We start from the raw sequence: 24,070 nt of genomic DNA, 5'->3' as shown, positions 1-24,070 counted from the left end.
ATTTATGTACTGAATATAACCTTATTAGAAGAGACTCTAATTAAATTCTTGAATTTATTTCAATAAAAAAACCTACAACAATATTGCTGTAGGTTTTCGATGAATAATAATAACTTTAAGTAGTCCACATTATTTTCTCTCTTAAAATCCTTTCTTGTATTTTCTTTTTATTCTGGCGTCTGTTTTATACATCATTTCTTGCATGTTGTCTTCTTTGTATTCTCTCTGAAGTTCCAACAATTTATCTTGTAATGATGCCGTTAATTCTTCATAACCTGCTTCACCATATAAGTTGTTCAACTCATTCGGATCTTCTTTAAGGTCAAATAACTCCCATTCGTTTTGCACTTTTCCTTTTGCTACTTCAGGGTTATAGTAGAAGTGAATTAACTTGTAGCGGTCTGTTCTTACACCGTAATGTGGTTGAACATGGTGCCACCAAGGAAACTCGTAATAATGGTAGTACATTGCATCTCTCCATTCTACATTTTCGTTACCTTCTGCAATATCTTTGAAAGATTCTCCTTGAATATCTTCTGGAACTTCAACACCTGCATAATCTAAGATAGTGGGTGCAAAGTCTACGTTCATGGTAATTTTATCCGATTCAGTATTTGGTGCGATATGATTCGGGTATCTAATTAAGAACGGCATACGCAATGATTCTTCATACATAAAACGCTTATCAAACCACCCATGCTCACCTAAATAGAATCCTTGGTCTGAAGTGTAAATAACGATCGTATTTTCTACTAAGTCATTTTGATCTAAATAATCTAACATTTGACCGATGTAATGATCCACTCCTTTTACACAACCAAGGTAATCTTGCATATACTTTTGGTACTTCCATTCTTTAAGTGCTTTACCTTGTAACTCTTGGTCTGGCGTCCATATCACATCATTGTTATTTCCAGCGTTGTACCATTTCTTAAGTTCTTTTTTTGATAAACCTTCTTGTTGAGGATGTACTTTTAAATCTTCTCTGTTTAAGTTTCTATCAATTCTTTGCCAAGCATCTTCTGCCGCCTGACGTCCTTCGTAATTGTCATGGAAAGTCTCTGGCTCAGGAATTTTCACTTTATCAAAAGCGTGAGCAAACTCAGGGTCTGGTTGCCATGGTCTATGAGGTGCTTTAAATTGATACATCAACATAAACGGCTTTTCTTTATCTCTACCATTCTCTAACCATTTCTTCGCATCTTCCCAAACCTGACGAGTTGAATGGTAACGGTTTTCCTGTACGGTATCTTGACCGTTTTCTAAGTATACCGTATTGAAATAAGTACCTTGTCCACCATGGTTTAACATTACTTTCGAGTAATCGAAACCTGTTGGTGCTGAACCTAAATGCCACTTACCAACTACTGCTGTTTGGTAACCTGCATTCTGTAATAATTTCGGGAATGTCTGTTGTGAACCATCAAAATCTCCACCTTTCTCATTCTTAAAGAATCCATTCACATGTGAAAATTTACCAGTTAAAATTGCAGCTCTTGAAGGGCCACAAATGGCATTGGTACAAAACGTATTTCTCATAATCATTCCTTCTTTGGCCAAACGGTCAATATTTGGAGTAAGATCAGGAAAGGCTTCTGCCAACATTCCACCATATGCACTGATACCCTGAGTGGCGTGGTCATCACTCATGATGAAAATAATATTTGGTCTTTTTTGTTTCTCCTGATGAGGAAGTTTTGAACAACCCCATAGACCAATAATTGAGGTAATTAAAAGGTATTGAAAAAATTTTGAGTTCATATTTATCTTATCTCTAAAAAGTAAATGCTCTATCCGACTGTATATAATTGATGTAATTAAAGTAGTGGTTCTACTTCGCTTGTTTTTTCATTACATATTCAACATTAAATTCGTCTATGTAATACGTTACGTTAGGTGTTTCACCTAATAATAATGCTGGATTGATGTATTCATAACCAGCTTCGATGTCTTTTTTTGTAAGGACTACCTGTCTTGAAATCATTTTCCAATCAGCGCCTAACTTATAATCTACCGCTTTTGGCTTTGCATCCACTAAAGTAAAAGGCTTGCCTTGGTTGTTCTTTTTAGTGACTTGTCCATTTTCATCTTTCGACAACAAAACATTGATTTTAACCCTTGCATTGGGATCAGATGACTTCATCCAAAAGGACACTCTGTATCTTCCAGGGCTTTTTACTTTTATTGGATTATGCGTTAATAAACCCTTGTATAGTTCTTTTGCCTGTCCGTTTGTTTTTGCTTGTAGTGAATAATCACCTTTAAATGCTTCTTTGTTGGTTACTTTCAACGACTCTTTTACAAACGAACTCGAGAACTTTACATACCAACCTTCAACTCCTTTTTTACCTTTTCCCGGAAAAGTTGAAATAGGTTTTATGGGTCCAGCTTGTTTTTCAAAGCCAGTATTCGAAATTTCTTTCATCGGTTTATACATCCACTCCTGGGCCGCTACAGGAAGAGATAATAATGCTGTTAATAGTAGTGCGAATAATGTTTTCATTTCATTCTGTTTGTTGCGTTTTTTGATAAAACTAAGGTAGAAAATATTCTAAAGTAGTAGGGTTTAAAAGCTATTCAGAAAGGTTGAAATCCTTTCAAAATTGCCTAAAAACGGGATTAATTAAGGTTTTTGGTTGGTTCTAGCAAGTTATAACCATCCAAAAGGTTGGACATCTCTTCTTCATCGGAATGTGTATTTCTTTTTGACCAATCCACCACTGTTAAGAAATTCAGTTTGTAGAGATGGTTGTACATTTCCTCTGTAAATATATCTTTTTCTACCGCTGAACATATGGCTCTATTTTCTTCCATTTGTTGCTTTGCAGAAGCTGAATTGTTCCCGTAGGTATTTACTAAAATAACGTTCTTAAAACGCATTTCTCTCATTGCCATCATTAGGCGTTGGCGTTGTACCTCACTTAATGGGGCAATAAATTCTATCTTGACTAAACGGGTAACCACCTGATGATAACACTTGATGTTGAGGTAATCCTCTACCGAAAGAAGATCAAATAATTTAGCATCAATTGCTTTATCTACTCTTTTCTTCAATTGCACCTTTTCATTCAATGATAACGACTCATCATTTTTTACTTTATTATGGATGCTGTCTTTCTTTAGATATCGATCTTTGTATAATTCATAGATAGCTGTACGCTGTTCCAAAGACAACGTAATAAAACCTGAATAATCATCGATCCATCCCTTGATCTGTTCGTCTTTGGCCTTGGGTACCTTCTTGATTTTCTTTTGAGCAAAAGTAAGATTTGCACAAGTTGAAAGAAAAATAAGTAATAGTATAAAATTTCGTTTCATGACTCACTATGATTTAAACATTTGAAGAATGTGTTCCTTGAACAGCTTGTCAGTAATAATTGCTGGTGTTTCAAATGTATAAAAGGATTTTGGCTAAGTATATCACAGTGAGTCTATTGAGTTAGTTAGTCAACCTCTTTTGAACAGATTTTAAACCAACCACTATAATTTCCAATCGCTTTTAATTATTCACCAATAAGCTTAAAGTCCATTGATTACATATTTCAACTACCTATTCTACTCATTTACAATAGCATATAAAAAAAGGCCTTCCGAAGAAGACCTCTATATCGCCATTTTATTTTTACAGTAACACCTTCACTACCTTCTCTTGGTCATCGTGTGTATACCTGATCAAATAGATACCCTTATTCATTTGTAATGGTATTTTCTGGGAATTATCAATCCCTTCTTTAGAGAACACCAACTGTCCGTTCATATCATATAAGAAGATATCCATTGAGGAGTCTGTTATATTTTCTATATGCAACATATTCGAGCGTTCTGGTAAAAAGACTCTTGGTTGAGCGATATCCAAGCTGATATCGTCAATTAATCTAGCATTACTGCTCTCTGTAAAAATAAAATTCGGATCATAACCCACAATCGTTGAAGGATGTAATGTAGCACTTGAGGTATTAAACATTCCTCCGTTTTCTATTTCAAAAGTAAAGGTAGCTGCACCATTCAATGTCGTCTGACTTTGCTGATTCACTTGGTCAACAGATAACTGTCCTCCAGACTTTAAACGCAATATGCTTGGCTTACTGGTATCAGTATTAAGCGTTAATAAGTTGACATTCAACGCCGTTATATCTCCGTAAATATTTACTTCTGCCTGTGCATCTGGGTCTAACCAATTGATAGCACTTCCTGTCAGGGCGAAATGTTTTCCCACACTCACATTAGTATTTTCTAGAATATCAGCAACCACTTTATTATCCGACTTAATAAAAAAGTGTTCTTCAGTTTGTATGCTTTGCTGATCTATCTTTAAATAGGCTGTATCATAATCAGCACCAAAATATTTGTAGGTCAACACATCAATGTTTCCTGTTCCCTTACCTGAATTATGCAGTAAAGGCAACTTCTGATACAATCTTGCATTTTTAGTAAAAGCACCTTTTTCAATCGTACCATCTACAAAAATGTCTCCGTTCACTCTTACATTTTTGGTGTGTGTCTCATCATGTCCCAGTTGTAAAGTTCCTTTTACATTCAACCTTTGAGCAATCGTTAGCTCAGTATTACTATTGGTATTGATCTCATCTAGAACCACTTCAATATTTTGAGGAATGACTACATGGTCTTCGCTTGTCGGTACTCTTTTGTCCCAAGTGGAAGTAGCACTCCAATTGCCTGATGTGGTTGCAGTAATTACTTCTGGCTTCAAGACTTCTTGGAAATATTTCCCTCCAATTCCAAAATCACCATCCGGATTTATAACCCACTTACCATCAGAATATTGATAGAACATTTCTGCTGAGTATTCTTGGCCTTTTACAAAGTTATATGACTTCACATCTGTACTGTAAAATGACCATACAAAGATATTATTCCATTTTTGAGCAACGGCACAAGCTACTAACTTGTCGTACATTTCTTCTATTTTATCAATCGTCTTGATATCATTATGAATCATATTCTCATTGATACCAAATTCGCCTAATTGTATTGGAGATTGATCACCCATTCTACCTGACTCATTCGTGTAGTATTCCAATACCTCAACACCTTTCCACATACCAACTGGGAACTGATCAATTACTTCTGGCCAAACCCCATCATAAGAAGACCAAGAGTTAAAGTCTGTACGCACATGAGGTAAAATATCATGCGTTAAACAAGGAACATCAAGATCCATCATCGTTACTCGCTCCTCATCTACTTTAGTCCAAAGTTTGTTGATTTCAATACCATGCATAATTTCTGCATTCGTTTCCAGTACTTCGGCTCTTGCTCTATCAACCCCTCTTTGACGGGCTTGGAACAAACGAATCATACCTTCTATCTGTTCGTCAACATTTTCGGGGATTAACGAAGGGTCATTTTCCCATGATTTACTCTGACCTCTAAGCATCCAGTCTCCTTCCCAGTTCTGGAACAAGAACTTCTTACCTGATGTACTGTAAGTCTCCAATAAATATTTTGCCAACTCATAGTATTCTTCTTCATGTTCTTTAAAGTATTGATCATATTTATACGCTCCATACTTATAGAAAACAACATTTTTCACTTTTTGCTTCTTCGGTGTTACCCACAAAACATGTTCAGTATAATAAGGATCAGACAAAAGTTGTTGATAGTAAGGGTCTTTCACTACGTCTACCATATCTGTCGATCCGTCCCATGTCATATGGAAGGGATATGAATCTTGCATTTTACCTGGTTCAGCAGATACCTTTGTTTTGATCGTAGTAGAGCCCATCTCTTTGTACTTTTCTTTTCCCTCAATTAAATAAGGCTCATCAGTAAAGTGATACAATCCACCTGTAAAAGTGGCTCCATATACTTCTTTAAAGCTGTCGTCCACTACATAGCCATTCGATGGACGGTGTTCTTCTACCGTATTTATTATATTATCATCAGTTGAAGCCGTTACTTTGTAGTGTGATCTAATTTCACCCCCTGTCATCACCGTTATCCAAAGGTTATCATCAATAATATCTCTTGGGTTGGTCGCTACTTCCAATAAACGAAGTGTACCTCCATCTTTTAATACCAAACGGAAAGACGCCGCAGTGTTTTTGATTGAGCCGTCTTCATTGTTCACTTTAGAAGTGGTGAGGAATCCCTTCCCTTTTACTATTAGTTTTGAATACTGTGCAGGGTCTACATTTTTTGTAGCAAGAACTAAATTATTGGTCATGATCACTCCTTCATTGGTCAATTCAGCAGAAGTATTATCATCTATATATGTATAACTCTGACCATTTACCCCCAATGTCCCTTTTACATTCAGGTATGCGTCCTCAGCAATATTGACGAACAGTTTATCGACTGACTTGATAAAGAAAGCATCATCAATATTCATATAATGGTGATCAATATTTAAAGTTCTCTCTCCCCCTTCTGCATAAAGTTTTAAGGAAAGGCAGTTAAAAGCCCCTTTTCCAGAGAATGATGTAGGTTGTTGTTGTACAGCCAGTTCTATTTTAGTATTGTAAATAAATGGATTCTCATCAAAGTCTTCTCCTTTATAAAGGACTCCATCGATAAGAAGGTGACCAAAAATTCGGATACGTTTTGTAATGGTCGCATCATTATGACCAATACTTAGCTGTGCGTTGTCTTCCACTGTCAGATCGTTACACAATTGAACCACTGTATAACTATTTGTATTCATCGTATCGAGAATAACATGATGGGTGGAAGAAATGACTACATTGTCTGTCTGGGTTGGAACAATCCCACCTTCCCATGTGGTAGGATCTGTCCATAAACCAGACTGTTTGCTTTCTACCTGAGAAAACCCAGATAACTTGAATTGTAGTAATAGGAAAAGTAATAGTAAATATTTCATCTCATGTTCATTTAAGTAGTAAAGAGTAATTTAAACCTGAATTACAGTGACAGATAGCTGGTCACTTTGTCGTAATGTTTTGAATTGATTTCGAACCTTACAAAGGTGTAAAAGAAACACTTTTGTTATTTCTGTTTTCTAGTCAAAGAAGTTGATTATCTATTCCTACTTGTTCAATTTTTTACCTGAAGCTTGATTTTTATTGCAGTGAACAAGCAAAATAGATTGAACAGGTTACATTTCGTCGCTTTAACTACTAAAATCATAGAGGAGTCTCGTGACTATTATTATCTTCACTGAACGTTACAAATTCTCAAATGATCGAACCTTATGGAAGAGCTTATTTATCAAATCACACCATTAGACAATACCACTCTACCGCCTTATGCTCTTTTGGAGACTGCAGACCCATCGAGGGAATTAATTGATCAGTACTTAGAAAAAGGGGAAAGCTATGTTGCGATTTCCAATGGGTCCATTATTGGCGTTGTGGTTTTCATACCATTAGAAGCTCATAATATAGAGATAAAAAATATTGCTGTAGCCGATCAATTCCAAGGTAAAGGGGTAGGTAAAGCATTACTACGATGTATTGAAGAGGTATGTAAAAAGAAAGGTTTCCATAAAATGGTTATTGGAACAGGTAACTCAAGTATTGGTCAGCTTGCTCTGTATCAACAACTTGGATTTGAAATTGAACGCATCGAAAAAAACTTCTTCCTTGATAATTATTCAGCCCCTATATTTGAGAACAAGATTCAGTGTAAACATATGCTGATCTTAGAGAAAAATCTAAACATATAAGCTAGTCAAACTTTAGTTTATCCAATTCATTGCATTAAATAAATTAACTACATGAACAAATTACTCTTCATCTTTGCTATTTTTATCGCACACCTATCTATTGCTCAAGAAGAAATCTGTAGTGATCAAGCTACGGGACACACCATTCAGTCCAAATACCTTAATGAGGAGAGAGATTATTGGGTTAGTTTACCGCTTTATTACAATGACTCCCTATCGTATCCTGTTATTTATGTTTTTGATGCGGAATGGCGTTTCAATCTCATCAAGAATATGGTTTTTGATTTAGGAGCTAACGAGAAAATTCAAAAATCTATTGTTGTGGGAATTCCGCATATTGATTGGGAATTTAAGAGAGGGCAAGACCTTACATTCAGTCAAAGTAGAATAGAATACGACGGGGAAGCTGTTGATTCTACATGGTACAACAACAAAAATTCTGGACATGGAATGAAGTTCTACCATTACCTCACTAAAGAATTAATGGTTGATGTAGACAAACACTATGCGACCAATGGGTTTGAAACATTAATTGGACATTCTTATGGCGGCTATTTTGGAGGGTATATCCTTTCTATGGATCAACCTTTTGAAGTCATTCATATTTATGACCCCTCGATCTGGTTTAGTAACGGAGAAGTGATTCAAGAATTTAAGAATAACCCAACCAAAAAGAAGGTAAGCATTCATCTTACTTATCAACCTGAACCGAAATTTCACAAAGAAAAAATTGAGGCGTTTATCAAAGAATTAAAAGGGAACAAAAATATTAAATTGACCACTAAATTCTATCCTGATGATACGCACAACTCGTTATTTATCGATAGTTTTTATCAAGGTATTTTAGAAACAAATAGATAAAAAAATAAGCCCTTGCAATACAAGGGCTTATTCCATTTTTTTCTAATAAGCTATAAAATACATTAATACTATCGTTATTTTGATGAAATAGTATAGAGTTTCGTTCTCTTCTTTGTAGGCCCTTCGCTATTTTTATAACGTTTCCATTTTAAAGTAGTCGCTCTTTGTTTTGCCTGAGCTTCTTCTTCTTTCATGAAGGACTTCAAAGCATCGTTGTTATTTCTATTCTGGAAGGCAAACAAGGTATAGTCACCTGTCTCTTTCATCCAACCTTCTAACGCATTCCTCATTTTATTGATTTCCTCTTGATATTGAGGATCATCAATTAAGTTGTGTAGAGCATCTGGATCTTTTTCTAGATCATAGAACTCTTCCACTCTTCTATATTTTAAGTAGTTCACTCGTTCTTTTACAGCCGGATCATTTTTAGAAAGAATGTTGGCCATTACTTTGTAAGAAGTATGGTACATTGCTGCACTAACGAACTCAATTTCACCTGTAGACCAAGGGTTAAACACATAATTGTATTTGCTCGAAAGTACACCTCTAATTGGTCTTGCAATTCCTCCTGCATTCTCATTGAACTCAGTAAAGACATATTCACTTCTTCCTTTATCTTTTTTACCATCCAAGATCGTTTTAAAAGATCTTCCTTGTAAATAGTCTGGCTCATCGATACCTAAAATCTCTAATAGTGTTGGCATCACATCTACAGCAGATACTAATTGATCTTTCACCACTGAATTTGCTTTAATGTTCCCTGGCCAAGAGACAATAAATGGAGTCCTTACGCCATTCTCATAGCAAGAAGATTTAGCAAATGGCAAAGCCATACCATGGTCTGATAAGAAAATAACAATTGTATTCTCTTTTTTACCTTTTTCTTCTAAAACAGACATCACTGCACCCATACAATCGTCTGCTCTTTTTACAGAGTTGTAGTAGTTCGTTACCTCCTGTTTAATTTTCGGATGATTTGGTAAAAAATCAGGGATGGTCACCTCACTATTTTTATATAATTTTGAAGGTGTTGGATCAACATAACCCTCTTTTTTTGTACCGGGATCGTTGTAGAATAATTTATGAGGATCGGCAATATTTACCACACAGTAAAAAGGTTTTCCACTGTTATCACTTGCCTTTAAAATTTCCTCAAAAGTAGAGCTATAGTTCAATGGGTTTCTTTTACCGTCCTTTTTAAACTTCCCTTTAAAATCCCAAGCATTTTCCATTTTTGGTGATAAACTTGTATCTGTTGCTTTGTTTAAAACGGCTGTAAAATATCCATGATCTGATAAAACACTCTGCAAAGTCATGTCTTTATAATCAACATAGTAAAATCCTCTCATCCCACTAGAATGAGGATACTTACCTGTTTGAATCACACCTCTTGATGGTGAACAGTTAGGAGACTGCACATAAGCATACTGAAAACGTTTTCCTTCTGCTGCTAACTTATCAATATTGGGAGTGATATTGTCCAATTCCTGTCCATAGACACCGACTGAATTCCAGTTCATGTCATCAACAGTAATTAATAATATATTGGGCCTTGGATCCTTTCCTGCTTGCACATTTGTGACTGTTAAAAAAGAAAGAACTGCCCCGATGATAAGTTTTAAATTCAATTTCATCTCCTATGTTCTTTTAGATTCAAATAAATTCCATCTGTTTGTGATTGTAAAGTTGGCGGATGTAGTTTTAAGCATGGTTTTTATATTGGTCAAATAGGGGTAAAATCTGACAAAACACCGATTTAAGGCGAAAATTCAATGTTTTACCCCTATTCCTTGGTCTAAAATTAGACGTTATAAGGTTTTTTCGAAGCAAATACTAGAAGCAACTTCTTTGTACTGTCCATAATTTGGGATCACCATAAAGTTGCTTTTTTTGTATAATCCAATAGCGGCTAACATTTTGTCCCCTGTTTCAAGAACACACTTTGTATACGATAAGCTTTGTGCCCAATCTTCTAAATCATTGAGTACTTTAGAAGCTACTCCTTTACCTCTGTACGTTTCTTTTACAAACATTCTTTTCACCTCCATGCGTTCCTTGTCATAAGGTTTTATGGCTCCACACCCTACCACTTCATCTTTGTCGTATGCCAAAACAACATGGTCTATCTTATCTACCTTATTGTATTGAGCAAAAAAATCGTTATCATCTCCGTTTTTTTCAGCCAAGTCTGCATCCAATAGCATAATCAATGCAATAAAATCTTTATCAGATGAGTTTGTTCGCTTTGTAGTAATCATGATTAAAGTTTAAATGTAATAGTAATACAGTATATAGATATAAAATTACCTATTCTTCCATTCTTTTTTAAGCATTCCATAAATAATATCATCGACCCATTTTCCATCGATCCACAGACTTTCCTTAAAATAAGCTTCTTTTCTAAAACCAATTCTTTCAAGTAATTGTATTGATTTTATATTTTCTGGATCTAAAGACGCGGTAATTCTATGCTTATTTAAATCTATAAATAAGTAGTCGATCACCCTTCCCACAGCTTCTGTGGCATACCCTTTACCTTGAAAAGACTGATGTAGTGTATATCCAATGTCAACTTGCTGGCTCTCTTCTTCCAGAAAATGTATACCTATATCCCCGATCACTTTCCCTAATTTTTTCTCTATGATAACGACTTGAAACCAAGTATCTGGAACATCAACTTTCGGATGTACCTTATTGATAAAAGCTTCTACACTTTCTAAATTTTCAGGAATCCAACTTTGGTATTTATTCGCTTCTTTGTCCTTTCTGTATTCGAAAATCTCTTCTTTATGTCTTAAATTGATAGGACAAATTTCTAGCCTTTTACTTTCTAATTTCATGGTTGATCAGTAATCAAGATTGTATTTATGGTCAATAATTATAAAGATAAAGAATAGACTAATGATTCATCATTAAAATCTGAAAGAACAGAAAGGTTTATCATTGGGTTATGGAAGTGCACACGCTGTGATGATAAAAAATATAGGATAATCCACTTATTTAGTCATAAAACAGGGTTGAACATCAGATAATTAACCTGATCAATAGGCAAAACCACAAGTGTTGAAAATTCGCTCAACAAGGTCAGTGACCATATTGCACACCCTATTGCATCAATATTAAACCTATTAATGACCAATTCTTACCACCTTGCAGTAGCTAGTCAGAACAGACCGTGAATGGAAAGACAGCAACAAACCATCATTCACTTTGAGATATAACTTATATAAAGAGTATGAAAAAGAATTTTTTATTAGGACTATTTATGATAATGGCTTCAGTGTCATTCGCACAAAAGCCCAAGAAACTAACTACTGGGCAATTTGGCGAAAGAAAGCCTCAAGATGTGTCGACTATCCCTGTTACTAAAGCAAAATCAATTGACAAAGATTACAGAGTCGGACCTTTTATCAAGACGCAACCTTTAACAACAGATGAAAACGAAATCATTTTACAAGAGGGTTGGAAGTTACAAGCAGAAGAAGAATTAAAATATACTGGCTTCCAAATTTCAGAAACTAGTTATGAAGACAATTCGTGGTATAACGCGACAGTACCAGGAACTGTACTTACAACATTAGTCAATGAAAAAGTTTACCCTGATCCCTACTTCGGTGTGAACAACACTTTAATCCCAGACGATCTTAGTCGAAAGAATTGGTGGTATAGAACAGAATTTAAAGTACCTGCTGATAAAACAGAGGACAAAACATATATTGTTTTAAACGGTATTAACTATAGTGCAAATGTGTGGCTCAATGGTCATAAAATTGGCCAATTAAAAGGGGCTTTTGTGAGAGGGAAATTTGAAGTAAGTGACTTTATTAAGAAAGGCGACAACAATGCACTTGCTATTCAAATTTTACCTCCACCTAACCCTGGTATTCCTCAGGAAGCACATTTAGAAGATAGAGGTAGAAATGGTGGACAACTTTGTTTAGATGGACCTACTTTCATTTCATCTGAAGGCTGGGACTGGATTCCTGGTATTAGAGACCGTAACATTGGTGTTTGGCAAGATGTTAGGGTACGTTTCGAAAATGGTTTAAATATCGCTAACCCATTTGTTGTTACAGACCTTGACCTTCCAGACCTAACAAAAGCACACATCAATATAAGCACTACTGTAAATAACACTACATCAAAAGTGATCAGTGCAGAAGTAGAAGCTAAAATTGAAAAAGTAATTGTAAAGAAAACAGTAAGAGTTGCTCCGAACTCATCTACTGAAGTAACATTTGATCCGTCTGAATACAAAAAGCTAAACTTTAAGAATCCTCGTTTATGGTGGCCAAATGGATATGGTGCACAGGAGTTATATACATTAGAGTTAAGCGTAAGCAAAGATGGAAAAGTATCTGATAAGAAAAATGTACGTTTTGGTATCCGTGAGTTATCATTTGGTTTAACTGTAGATACAAAAGACCAACAAAATGTACGTATTGATTACAATCCAATCGCTGACAAATCTGAGACTCACTTCTTAGACAACCGCGAGCCAAGAAAAGAATTACAAGGTGTTTTTGTTCCTAAATTAGCTGAAGGGTTTGATATCAAAGACTTCGACCAAGGAGAAGACACACACTTGAATCCTTACCTAGTGATTAAGGTAAATGGTACTCCAATCTTTATTAAAGGTGGTAACTGGGGTATGGATGATGGTATGAAAAGAGCTGAAAGAGAGCGTTTGGAGCCTTACTTACAGTTACACAAAGATGCCAACTTTAACCTGATCAGAAACTGGACTGGTGAAAGTACAGAAGAGATTTTCTACGAGTTATGTGATGAGTACGGAATGTTAGTATGGAACGACTTCTGGTTATCTACTCAAAACTACAACTTAGTGCCTAACGACTACAACTTGTTTATGGACAATGCCAAAGATGTGGTATTACGTTATAGAAACCACCCATCTATTGTTATTTGGTGTCCAAGAAACGAAGGGTATGCTCCAGACTATTTAGATACAGAATTGTCTACTTTAGTAACAAAGTATGATGGTACTCGATTCTACCAAGGCAACTCAAGAAACTTAAACTTAAGAAACAGTGGTCCTTGGCACTATGCACCAGACCAAACGTTCTACACTGCTAAGTCAGCGTATGGCTTCTCTACAGAGCTAGGAACTACTTCTGTACCAACTGCAGAGACAATGCGTAAGATGATGGCGGAAGAAGATTTATGGCCAATCAACGATGTTTGGGCTTACCATGACTTCCACTGGGGACAAGAAAAATATGTTGCTCACATTGACGAATTATATGGTGAAGCAACAGGAATTGATGACTTCTGTAGAAAAGCACAGTTTGTCAATTACAATAGCCACAGAGCAATGTTTGAGTCATGGAATAGTAAATTATGGAACAACACCACTGGTTTATTACTTTGGATGACACACCCAGCATGGCCAAGTACTGTATGGCAAGTATACTCTTATGACTACGAAACATTCGGATCTTACTTTGCCAGCAAAGTAGCTTGTGAACCATTGCACATTCAAAAAAATATTGAAAGCGGTTATATCGAGGTCATCAATGCTTCATCAAACGATTTAGAGAAAGCTACTGCAAGTGTTGAAGTATTTGATCTGGAGGGTAAGCAAGTAAGTACTGTATCTAAGGAAGTATCATTAGCTTCTAACAGTATGCAAACACTTATTGAGAAGAACTTCTCTAAAGATATTAAGGGAGTACACATGGTTCGTCTATCACTTAAAGACAAAAAAGGAAAAATGATTTCAGTCAACGAATACTGGGAGACAGAAGAAGGTGGAAACTTCCAAAAAATTAATGACTTAGAAAAAATTAGCGTAGCTGTAGCGGAAGTATCAGAAGATGCTGACTACAAATACTTCGAAATTAGCAACACATCCTCAACGCCTGCATTAAATGTGAAATTAAACGCATTGAGTGCATCAACTGACAAAGTGATTTTACCTGCTTACTTCTCTGAAGGTTACTTTACACTAATGCCTAACGAAAAGAGAGTAGTAAAATTAAACAAAGCGAATATCAGTGAGACTATTAAAGTACGAGTAACAGGATACAATATCAAAAAGAACAATGTAAGTCCTGTATTCTAATTGTAGAGATCAATAACTGTGACTACTTATACGAATGAAGAACAGTCTTTCCAACATAAGAAATTAGGGTAACAATAATTTTTATGTAAGATAGACCTGCAAAAACCAAAGCTTACGATTAGGCTTTGGTTTTTTTTATTGGAGTTGATCAACAAAAAAGGTCACTGCGAATTTGCTCCGCAGTGACCTTCTTATTTAATTTTTTAATTTGACTAAATTTCGTTCAGCTCTTTTCTTAAAACTAATTGGTGGTTAAGCTGAATACCATCTTCATACATTGGTTGATCGTATTTCTCAATGTAATAGTTTTTTCTGATTTCGTGGAAACGGAATCCCATTTTCTGCAATACATAAAGTTGTTTGATTGCAGCATTTGCAGTGCCAATAAAAATGTAATGAAAACCTCTCTTCTTTGCATTCTTAATAGCGTGGGCTAATAGCTCCTGACCGATACCTTCGCCTTGAACCTTTTCTGAAACAGCAATATTTTTAATTTCAATGGAGTCTTCTCCTACTAATTGATAAGCATAAACTCCAACAGTTTCTCCTTCTAATTCATAAGTATAAATTTCAGAATCATGAATATACTTATTAATGGCGTCGATGGTCTCATCAGCTAAAAGTAACAAATCATATGGAAGTTCGTTTCCTTCTTTAAATAATTTTATTTTACCCTTTGTCTGTATAAAGTTCATCGTGGTCGTTTTGATGGTTCTGTTTTTTTACGGTTGCTAATATAACTAATTATTTGAAGAGTTTACTAACGGTTTTCATCTAAAACTTACTTAAAAACACCTTTTAAAAACACTTAACACTACCTAAAGAGAAAACACTGAAATTATGCTATTTCATGACTTTGGAACTAATAACAACCCGTTATACTTTTTCTATTTAGTGTCTCTCTCAAATTTTATTAAAGAAGAATCACTTTTTGATATAAAATAGATTATTTATGTTTAATATTAAACATATTGATTCGTTTAGGATAATATATCATCATCAAGAAATGCTATTATGAAAAAGATTATTGTTACTGTAACGCTTTCATTATTGTTCTTTAGTTGTACTAATACATCAAAAGAGAATGTTTTAAAACATTGGAATACAACACCTACAAGAACTGAAATTATACAATTTGTAGAAAGTGTTACCAATCCTCAATCCGATCAGTTTATACCACAAGAGGATCGTATAGCTGTGTTTGATAACGATGGTACGTTATGGAGTGAAAAACCTTTATACAGTCATTTCTATGGTGTCTTTGCTCGAGTAGAAGAAAGAATTGCAGAAAATCCAGATCTTGCGAATAAAGAGCCTTTTAAAAGCTTACATCAGTTTATACTAACGAAAGATATTAAAAGCTTAGGCTACTTTATGGATCAATTAGAAAAAGGAGAATTTAATCCTATTGTAGGAGAATTGATGGGGGCTCCATTTGAAGGAATGAGTGTCGAAGAATATAATCAATGGAATAGAAAATTTTTTTCCACTTGGAAAAACCCAGTAAAGCATAGAGCCATTAACAAATTGACTTATTTACCTATGAAAGAATTGGTAAAATACCTGCAAGACAATGGTTTCAAAGTCTATATTTTCACAGCAGATGAAGGAGATTTTCTTAAATTATTTTCTGAGGAGTTATATCATATCCCTGCCCAAAATGTTTTTGGTTCATCCACCATCTTAAAATATAAAGACGGTCAACTCTATAGAACTGCAAAAGGTCGCTATGTAGACAATTGGGGTAACAAAGCGGCTTTAATTCATCAGGTCATCGGGAAGAAACCCATCTTTGCTGCCGGAAATTCTAATGGTGATTTTGAAATGCTTCAATATGTTGATCATCAAACCAAGCCTCATATGAGTTTACTTGTACACCATACAGATGTACAAAGAGAATTTAAATATGACCAACACACTGAAAAGGTTCTCCCTTATGCTCAACAACATCACTATACTATTGTAGATATGGAGAAAGACTGGAAAGTAATATTTAATCAATAGGTTCCTGTAGAAAATTAAACTCCGGCTGTGTTCTCCACTACATCAAAACTTGCCGTTTTCAATAGTTAAAGAAAAAGATCGATATATAGCTTGGCTCTTTTTTCAATCAATTTTTCATTAGGAATCGTATTTATTGATAAGAAAAAATTGACGGATTTATTTAAAGGTGTATTTTATTACATATAACATTGATTATCATGCATTTGAAATCATCTTTATTTTCAATATTTATCATGATTGAACAATTTTCTATAGTATGTTTACAGCAACAAAATATTGATATTATATTTTGTACTACATATTTAATTAAAGACTAAAAAAACTACTATTAGAAATGAAGGTTCAACGCAAAAAAGAATCAAATTATGTCTATGACAGACGTTCCTTAGCCACTGATTACAGACATTTACCCAAAATGTTAAAAAGTGGTCTCAAAGTATTGGATATTGGATGTGCCACCGGATCTATTACACAGGGAATTTCTGAGTATGTTGGTCCTACTGGAAAAGTTACTGGTATTGATAACACAGGACATATGATTGAAGAAGCCCAACAGAAGTATTCCGATGTACAAAACTTAGAATTTATACATTGTGATTTACTTGAGTTTAATCCTGATGAGAAATTTGATCTAATTGTTGGTGCTAGAGTATTGCAATGGATTAGTAACCCTTTCAATGCGGTATTGAAGATAAAAGAGTTATTAAAACCAGGCGGACAAGTATCTATTTTAGATTATAATCATAATCGTCTAGAATGGGTTCCACAACCACCTTTATCCATGTTACATTTTTATCAATCGTTTTTAAAATGGAGAGTCGAAGCAGGGTTAAATAATGCCATCGGTTCCGAATTACCTATTCTGTTTAAAAATGCGGGGTTCAACAATATTGAAGTCATTTCTTCAAATGAAAATTACAATAGACAACACCCACAATTTGAGCAAAAAGTAAAGATTTGGTCAGAAGTCGCCGAACTAGAACAATTGGTAAAAGAAGGATACATTGTAGAAAGAAATCGCTTACAAGCTATTGCTGAGTATAATCCTTGGGTAGAAGAAAAAGCAATTGCAATGACTATGTTTTTAAATGAAGTAAGAGCTACGTTATAGATTTATCTATAAAAAAAACAGCCTTGGTAAACTACCAAGGCTGTTCCATACATCTTTTTTAAACTATCATCATCTCAACAAAGCATTTTCGATACGGGCAAAAAATTATCGAAACTAAAAATCGTTTTTGGGTATGTTTTAATCACTATTAATTGAACTACACTATAGTATACTCCGATTTCTACTGATCATTTTTTACCAGACTGTTATAAACTTTCATAATTCGGTTTTTTAGAATTTTTTTTTACCACTCAAAAAATATTTTTTACTAAACCTGATATAATTGTTATGCGTTTATCTAATTGTAACAACATTAAAGCAGACAAAAGAAATTACACATCATCAGTTTAAACAATTACATTAAAACAAAGCATTTTTAATACGAGCAGAAAAAGTCGACCTTTTGGATCGACTTTTTTTATATGTTGAAAATTCTGTAAGTCACTATTTTATACTAGGAATTTGAATCGTTGAAAATCTACCAATCTCATTATGTTTTTTACCAATCAAAACGTGGGAAACCATGCATCTTTGTGGTACCATTAAATAATACATACACACAAGTTTTCTAAGGTCAGAACAAATATTATAGTCAATCAATTAAAAAAGGGCACTTGGTAGAGTGCCCTTTTTGTAGAAAGTAACTAGCATAAAAAAGAGGCTTTCGCCTCTTAAATGTCTTTTTAAGATTCTTGTTTGTTTAAAAGATTATCTTTTAAGTATATAATCACATTCAAAGTTACCACAGTCGTAAATGCAAACAGTAATGCTTCTTTCATATTGGTCGTAATGTTAATAAGTTATTTGATTCGTTTATTAAAAGTATTATACACACTTAATATCACGACTGCAATATATGGCCACAAACATAATTACACAAGCAATAGTTCACATTTATTTAACATAGGCGTAATATTCATCTAAAAATACAATATTTAAAGTGTATTTTGTACTTTTCTTATAAAAAGACCTGAAACAGTAGAAAATTCACTGTTTCAGGTTCTGACTTCTTCTGGATTAGTAGTTTAAGGTAATTCCTTTCACTTTAAGTGTACTACCGATTCCACCTTTAAAACTTGCTCCCTCTGCACTTGAAGCAAACACCATAATAATATGTGTTGGAGAAGCTGTTATATCTTCATAAAAACCATGTTCTGGCATTTCTTTATTACTACTCGATGGCATCATATAAGATTCTAAATCTTGATGTTGTCCATACAATAGCGGTAGATCTAAAGTAGTAAAGTCAGACATATCGCTAGAGGATCTGTACCAGCCCGTTGCTAATCGGTATCTTTTTTCGTTTTCCCCTTCACCTTCTCTCACTTGTAAGATGACATAGATATCACATTGGTCGATGACATTATCTCCATAGGTTTCGGGATTGTATTGTACATCAGTAGTAAATCCAATAGGCCTATCTGTAAATGGAATACCAAAATCAGTGGTAATATTGATAGGTCCACTTCCTTGAATATCACCCACAAATAGCGAACCTGCAGCAATGACACCTACAGCAGTTTTTGTCTCCAACACTGCGTAGTCTGCCTGCTCCATTGATGGGTAAGGCAATACCGTTTGAGGGTACGTCTTGAAAGTTAAATCTGCAGCTCCTTTATCACCAGATCTCCAAGGAGAACCCATATTCTCTCCCGGTAAATAGAAACGATTTTTTTCAATGGATGCACTCCCTTCCCAAAACCAAGTAGTAAAATCAGAATACTCTACTTGTTCTCCAGGTTCGGGATCCACATTATTCTCTTTTGTCACCTCCAAAAACCACTGATCATCTTCATTAAAAGTGAAAGTGACTGTATTTGTAAAATCTTGTAATGAGTAGGGATCTGGGCTTACCGATGCCGTACTAGGTGTATAATCAAACAAAGTAATACCAAGATTGGATAAGTCACTTTCCTTTGGCATTATCACTCTTACTGTTTTGCTTCCTGCAATTACGGTTGAAGAGATCATCCCTTCTATCTCTACAGAATCAATCACTACGGGTTCAGCAGTCTTTACTACGTTAACTTCCCAATCGTAATCTTGATACGTTGAAATGGTAAACTTTACTGGTACAGTAAAATCCACAATTTCATAGGGGTCTGGTGTTACGATTGCATCTTCTGTATATGCTACGCTATCCACTTTCAAGTTAGCGAGGTCCATATCAGAAGAAACTTGTATTTGTACTCTTCTTTCTTCTGGCGAAATGACTGAAGCTCCGATTTGCCCTTCAATGGTGAAGTAAGTAAACTCACCTACGATATATGGATAAGGGATATCATTTTTGATACATGCTGATACTATAATCAAACATGTCAAAAGCATTAATTTTTTAAAATTTTTCATGTGATTATAGATAAAAAGATAAACCAATATTTAATGAGAAAATGTCGATATCAAAATTGGCTTTACTTGTTCTTCTAGAGCCCTCTTCTACTTGATTTTCTGTTTGTTGTATCCATTTATTGGTAAAACCAAGTACACCTATCGATACTTCTAATGCTACCATATCGTTGATAAATGCCACCATACCTGGAGCTACTCCAATATTAAATTCATTGGTAGTAGAATATACTCCGACAGTTTCTTGTGGTGTACTTCCTGCTACTGTTTCTTTAGACTGTCCGTAGCCATAAGAGACTCTCACTTCGTTGAATAATCCGAAACGGTTACTTTTACCTAAACTCAGATAATTTCTAATAAAGAAAGTAGAGTAAAATGTATGGGAAATTTGGTGAGCTCCATTAATTGAAAATGAAAGATCATCGTCTAAAATGATATCCATTTGATCCATATCCATTCCGCTTCTTTTGTAAGTGAAACGGCCACCAATAGCAAAGTTATCTTTTAAGAAATAGGCGAAAAACGGACTTGCTTGGAAATTAAAACCTCGACTGTCCCAGTTTTCCATAATAAGAAATTGGTAATTGGAATTATCATGCTGAGAATACTGAAAGGTTGACCCTACTAACCATTGTCCTTGTGGAACAAATGTTCGGTTTTCAATTCCTCTATTAAAAAGGTCTTTCCTTTTCACTTTTTCTTCCTCAATATTTTGGGATACTACTAGGCTACTAGAAAACAAGATTAAGATAATAGTAATCAATCGCTTTTTTGTGCTTTGCATATTGATGTTAGATTAGATTTATTTAGTTTATTCGTGTCTATTGAGCAATCGTTAACAACTCAATATTTTTGATCTAAGGTGAAATACAAAATAAAAAGAGGTTTCGAACATCCATGATTGGACCCTATGGGTAATGCTCAAAATCTCTAATTTTCAATAAAAATGGATATATGGTTTTATTTTAGCTCGGTAATATATCCAGTTAAGTTCTTTATTTATTATTCGGTATTGCTGTTACAAAAATAGAAAGAGAATTTTTATCAAATCGCTAATAAAAGTTATTGAGTATAAAAACAAAGAAGATCCAACTAAATGAATAGTGGATCTTCTACTTACTGCGAACATAGATATATGATGTGATTATGACTTCACTAATTCTATATTTTCCATTTCTTTCTCCTCTTTTGCCTTCGCTTTCAGGTCTTTGATCTTCTGTTTATGATTGGCTTTTACTTCTTTCCATTCTTTACCTCTCACACAGTATTCGTAATCTACTCCCTTCATCGTATTTCTTGCCTGAGTCCATGGTAGTGGAGTCACAATGATAAACCATGGGTTGGCAACAACACCAATCGTAGCTGCACCAACTGCAAAGGTCTGTGAGGTCCTCGATTTTTTATGCCTTTTTGTATTGTAGTAAATAAGGTCCTCTTCTTTCATGTCTTGAATCTGCGCATACTCCTTCATAAAGTCAGCTGTCTTATCGTAAGTTTCTAAAGATTCGTAACGTACATATTCAATGTCACTCTTCTTCACTTCAAACTTCTCCTTGTCTCGGATATAGAAAAAGCAGTCATCCGTAGCATACTTCTTTCCTTTCTTCCATTCCGATTTAGTGATAGACACTACTTCTCCCGATTGTAAATGTATATTGATATTATCTGCTTCTGTAGGTATTGAAATAGCAGAAATAATAGACTGTGTTATAATAGCAATTGGCATAACCTCTGATTTATTTGTTTTATATCTAACTATATTAATTGTTTGCAAGAAAATATTTTTTTATATATTTATTAGGTAAAAAATGGGATAAAAAAGGTCAAAAAGCACAAATTTTATGGATGTATTTCGTTTTAAGATGAGTGGGAAAGAAATTTCAACTGCAACTTATCAACAATTACTTCAAAAGCTTGGTGGTGGTTCTTGGAATGGCTCCGAGTTTCATTATCAGCAAGGTCAACACTACTTACATTCCTATTTATATAAAGACATCGGTCAGTTTGATTTACTTATCAATGAAACTTGCCTTCCTTTTGACATCATCGTAGAAGAAGAAGAAATAGAAGATCCTTATCTTATTTTTAGAGCAACGCACCAACAGTTAACGTTTAACTCCGATAAAAAAGTGGTGATCGTAACTCAAAATAAAGCCAATGGTCTAATGCTCTTCAATAACTTTTCTAAGCAACATATATTAGTGCCTAAAGATACTCCCTTCCATATCTTGTCCTTACGTATTGATTATGATGCACTGAAATCTTTTCTTAGAAAGAAGATCGATATTTTTGATCAGCTGTTTTTGGTGAGAAAGCAAATTATGTACTATGAGTTGATGACTCCCGAAATGGAAGAGCAAATTCATAAGATCTTTGAGGCACAACAGCAGGAATTGGGTAAAGCCGGTTTTACTTATGGGCACTCGTTTCTCTTATTTACCTATTTTATAAATGAGTTAATTATCAAGCATTCAGGTAATCGATACAAAAAAGTGCATCCTTCAGACAGTTACCTGATGTTACAAATAAGAGATTATCTAATGGAAAATATTTCAGAACCTGTAGGTACAGAAGAGTTATGTAGAAAATTTGGTGTGAGTGCTCAAACCTTAAGAAATCATTTTAAGACTACCTTTGGATATCCACCTTATCAGTTTCTTATGAAACACCGGTTTTTACTTGCCAAAAGAATGTTACTGGATCCCAAAAATAGTATGACCGATATTGCTGTAGCAACAGGTTTTGCCAATGCGAATCACTTTTCCAAAGCCTTCAAAAAAGAGTATAATAAATCTCCTAAATACTTTAGAAAATAGATTTAATAAGAACAGATATATTTATGCTAATTCTAGTTCTTCAGCAGGAAGAAACCCTTTTATCTTAAGCAGATCCGTTATTTCTATAAGTTCTTTTTTGATTCTATTGACATCATATTCTTTCAAATCCTTTTGCTTAATTTGAAACGTTACTCCTGCAAATTCAAGATCTAAGTTTAAATGCTTGAACTCAGTTTTGAAGGCATTCAATTCCTTTGTATCTAAAGGATAGATGTGAGAAGCATATATCATAAATTGAATCCCTTTGGTATTTTCCTCCACAATGATATTGTACCCATTGCATTCTCCTTTCAACAGGATCTCAGAAAAAGAGAAACTTGAATCTTTATTTAGCTCAAAGAAGTTAAACCCTATGGATTTCAAATCATTTACAATAGGAATATTAAACAGTTGAAATCGTAGCCGATGTATATAGTACCACTGAAAGTAAACAACTAAGAAAATAAATACAGAGAAGAATACTCCGATTGAAAAGCAGAAAAGTGTGTTCCAAAGTAGCGTAGTGATATCATCATCTTTGAAATCAAAGAATAGATAAAAAAACTCACTTACGAGAAAGCCGACAGTCATACAAGTCATAAAGAAGTATTTCAACTTATGTCGGTTCAATGCCAAAAAGGTCATTTCAAATTCCATAGCAATACAGGTGTTAGTTCTTTTTCAATTTACCGTTTTAGGCAAAAAAATAAGTTGAAGAATGATTCAGATAGGAGGAATAAATGATCATTACTTGGGATAATTGTTATATTCTACTAAGTTTCCTTTCTAAATCCTATGCTATATCTTTACCCACTCAATAGAAATAAAAAGAATGAATCACGAACAAACAGAACAATCCTTTGAAAAGGAATTACAATTGTCTCTTTTCAATAGTATCAAAGAAAAAGACCTTTCACTATTAGAAAAGACTATTGCTACCATAGAAGAAAATGATACAGCTCCTTTTTGGGCCAAGCAGTTTAGTGATCTTATCCATCGTTTAATGAAGAATGTAAACTTCCAACAAACGCAGGAAGTGGAATCTTTTTGGATGGATGTTATGCGTTCATTTATAGATGCTGTACCGAGATAAAGAAATACCAAAAAAGTCAGAATTACCCCTCTACGTTCCCTTAATAATCCATTACTATCACAATTCACCCTCCTTATTTGTACTATCCTCCCCTCTGCACCAAAGTCAAATG

Annotated in this window: 19 protein-coding genes; 7 read left to right on the top strand and 12 right to left on the bottom strand. The window is 34.4% G+C overall.

Annotated elements, in window-relative coordinates; genetic code table 11:
* Nucleotides 1-141: 141 nt before the first annotated feature.
* The 4 genes from HGP29_RS10945 to HGP29_RS10930 form a co-directional block, all read right to left on the bottom strand.
* Nucleotides 142-1,761 carry a sulfatase family protein gene (locus HGP29_RS10945; RefSeq protein ID WP_168882442.1) on the bottom strand — a complete coding sequence of 540 codons (1,620 nt, stop codon included), beginning with the start codon at nt 1,759-1,761 and terminating at the stop codon, nt 142-144.
* A gap of 70 nt (nt 1,762-1,831) precedes the next feature.
* A complete protein-coding gene (locus tag HGP29_RS10940) occupies nt 1,832-2,503 on the bottom strand; it encodes a carbohydrate binding domain-containing protein (RefSeq protein WP_168882441.1) in 672 nt (223 codons plus the stop codon).
* Between the two features lie 116 nt (nt 2,504-2,619).
* Nucleotides 2,620-3,318 (bottom strand): hypothetical protein, encoded by a 699-nt coding sequence (locus HGP29_RS10935; protein WP_168882440.1) that lies wholly within the window; start codon nt 3,316-3,318, stop codon nt 2,620-2,622.
* A 304-nt stretch (nt 3,319-3,622) separates the two neighbouring features.
* Nucleotides 3,623-6,841 (bottom strand): T9SS type A sorting domain-containing protein, encoded by a 3,219-nt coding sequence (locus HGP29_RS10930; protein WP_168882439.1) that lies wholly within the window; start codon nt 6,839-6,841, stop codon nt 3,623-3,625.
* A gap of 330 nt (nt 6,842-7,171) precedes the next feature.
* Between HGP29_RS10930 and HGP29_RS10925 the strand changes: the two genes are divergently transcribed.
* Nucleotides 7,172-7,645 (top strand): GNAT family N-acetyltransferase, encoded by a 474-nt coding sequence (locus HGP29_RS10925; protein ID WP_168882438.1) that lies wholly within the window; start codon nt 7,172-7,174, stop codon nt 7,643-7,645.
* Nucleotides 7,646-7,696: 51 nt separating this feature from the next.
* Nucleotides 7,697-8,506 carry an alpha/beta hydrolase gene (locus HGP29_RS10920; RefSeq protein ID WP_168882437.1) on the top strand — a complete coding sequence of 270 codons (810 nt, stop codon included), beginning with the start codon at nt 7,697-7,699 and terminating at the stop codon, nt 8,504-8,506.
* Nucleotides 8,507-8,580: 74 nt separating this feature from the next.
* Here HGP29_RS10920 and HGP29_RS10915 read toward each other — a convergent pair whose 3' ends face one another.
* The 3 genes from HGP29_RS10915 to HGP29_RS10905 form a co-directional block, all read right to left on the bottom strand.
* Nucleotides 8,581-10,140: a sulfatase family protein gene (locus HGP29_RS10915; protein ID WP_168882436.1), complete on the bottom strand. Its 1,560-nt coding sequence runs from the start codon at nt 10,138-10,140 to the stop codon at nt 8,581-8,583.
* A gap of 174 nt (nt 10,141-10,314) precedes the next feature.
* Nucleotides 10,315-10,764, bottom strand: coding sequence for a GNAT family N-acetyltransferase (locus HGP29_RS10910; protein WP_168882435.1), 450 nt, complete (start codon nt 10,762-10,764; stop codon nt 10,315-10,317).
* A 45-nt stretch (nt 10,765-10,809) separates the two neighbouring features.
* Nucleotides 10,810-11,346, bottom strand: a complete 537-nt coding sequence (locus HGP29_RS10905) for a GNAT family N-acetyltransferase (RefSeq protein ID WP_168882434.1) — start codon at nt 11,344-11,346, stop codon at nt 10,810-10,812.
* A 395-nt stretch (nt 11,347-11,741) separates the two neighbouring features.
* Here HGP29_RS10905 and HGP29_RS10900 point away from each other — a divergent pair, with 395 nt between their 5' ends.
* Nucleotides 11,742-14,588 (top strand): glycoside hydrolase family 2 protein, encoded by a 2,847-nt coding sequence (locus tag HGP29_RS10900; RefSeq protein ID WP_168882433.1) that lies wholly within the window; start codon nt 11,742-11,744, stop codon nt 14,586-14,588.
* A gap of 212 nt (nt 14,589-14,800) precedes the next feature.
* Here the strand turns inward: HGP29_RS10900 and HGP29_RS10895 are convergent, their stop codons facing one another.
* Nucleotides 14,801-15,283, bottom strand: a complete 483-nt coding sequence (locus HGP29_RS10895) for a GNAT family N-acetyltransferase (protein ID WP_168882432.1) — start codon at nt 15,281-15,283, stop codon at nt 14,801-14,803.
* A gap of 319 nt (nt 15,284-15,602) precedes the next feature.
* On the opposite strand from HGP29_RS10895, the gene HGP29_RS10890 reads away from it, so the two are divergent.
* Complete coding sequence (locus HGP29_RS10890; protein WP_168882431.1) at nt 15,603-16,592, top strand: HAD family hydrolase; 990 nt, start codon at nt 15,603-15,605, stop codon at nt 16,590-16,592.
* 334 nt (nt 16,593-16,926) lie between these two features.
* Complete coding sequence (locus tag HGP29_RS10885; protein WP_168882430.1) at nt 16,927-17,703, top strand: methyltransferase domain-containing protein; 777 nt, start codon at nt 16,927-16,929, stop codon at nt 17,701-17,703.
* A gap of 1,017 nt (nt 17,704-18,720) precedes the next feature.
* Here the strand turns inward: HGP29_RS10885 and HGP29_RS10880 are convergent.
* From HGP29_RS10880 to HGP29_RS10870, 3 genes are all read right to left on the bottom strand, one after another.
* The gene (locus HGP29_RS10880; protein WP_168882429.1) at nt 18,721-20,052 is read right to left on the bottom strand and encodes a PCMD domain-containing protein; all 1,332 of its coding nucleotides are present in this window, start codon (nt 20,050-20,052) and stop codon (nt 18,721-18,723) included.
* 4 nt (nt 20,053-20,056) lie between these two features.
* Complete coding sequence (locus HGP29_RS10875) at nt 20,057-20,833, bottom strand: hypothetical protein (protein ID WP_168882428.1); 777 nt, start codon at nt 20,831-20,833, stop codon at nt 20,057-20,059.
* A gap of 360 nt (nt 20,834-21,193) precedes the next feature.
* Nucleotides 21,194-21,775, bottom strand: a complete 582-nt coding sequence (locus HGP29_RS10870; protein WP_168882427.1) for a hypothetical protein — start codon at nt 21,773-21,775, stop codon at nt 21,194-21,196.
* A 136-nt stretch (nt 21,776-21,911) separates the two neighbouring features.
* Here HGP29_RS10870 and HGP29_RS10865 point away from each other — a divergent pair, with 136 nt between their 5' ends.
* The gene (locus HGP29_RS10865; protein WP_211093267.1) at nt 21,912-22,865 is read left to right on the top strand and encodes a helix-turn-helix domain-containing protein; all 954 of its coding nucleotides are present in this window, start codon (nt 21,912-21,914) and stop codon (nt 22,863-22,865) included.
* A 21-nt stretch (nt 22,866-22,886) separates the two neighbouring features.
* Here the strand turns inward: HGP29_RS10865 and HGP29_RS10860 are convergent, their stop codons facing one another.
* Nucleotides 22,887-23,522, bottom strand: a complete 636-nt coding sequence (locus HGP29_RS10860; RefSeq protein WP_168882425.1) for a hypothetical protein — start codon at nt 23,520-23,522, stop codon at nt 22,887-22,889.
* Nucleotides 23,523-23,697: 175 nt separating this feature from the next.
* Here HGP29_RS10860 and HGP29_RS10855 point away from each other — a divergent pair, with 175 nt between their 5' ends.
* Complete coding sequence (locus tag HGP29_RS10855) at nt 23,698-23,958, top strand: hypothetical protein (protein ID WP_168882424.1); 261 nt, start codon at nt 23,698-23,700, stop codon at nt 23,956-23,958.
* Nucleotides 23,959-24,070 lie beyond the last annotated feature (112 nt).

This window comes from Flammeovirga agarivorans (genome assembly GCF_012641475.1).
GTDB classification, from domain to species: Bacteria; Bacteroidota; Bacteroidia; order Cytophagales; family Flammeovirgaceae; genus Flammeovirga; species Flammeovirga agarivorans.
Note: the sequence above shows the minus strand (reverse complement) of the source record. Positions and strands in the feature narration are given on the sequence as shown.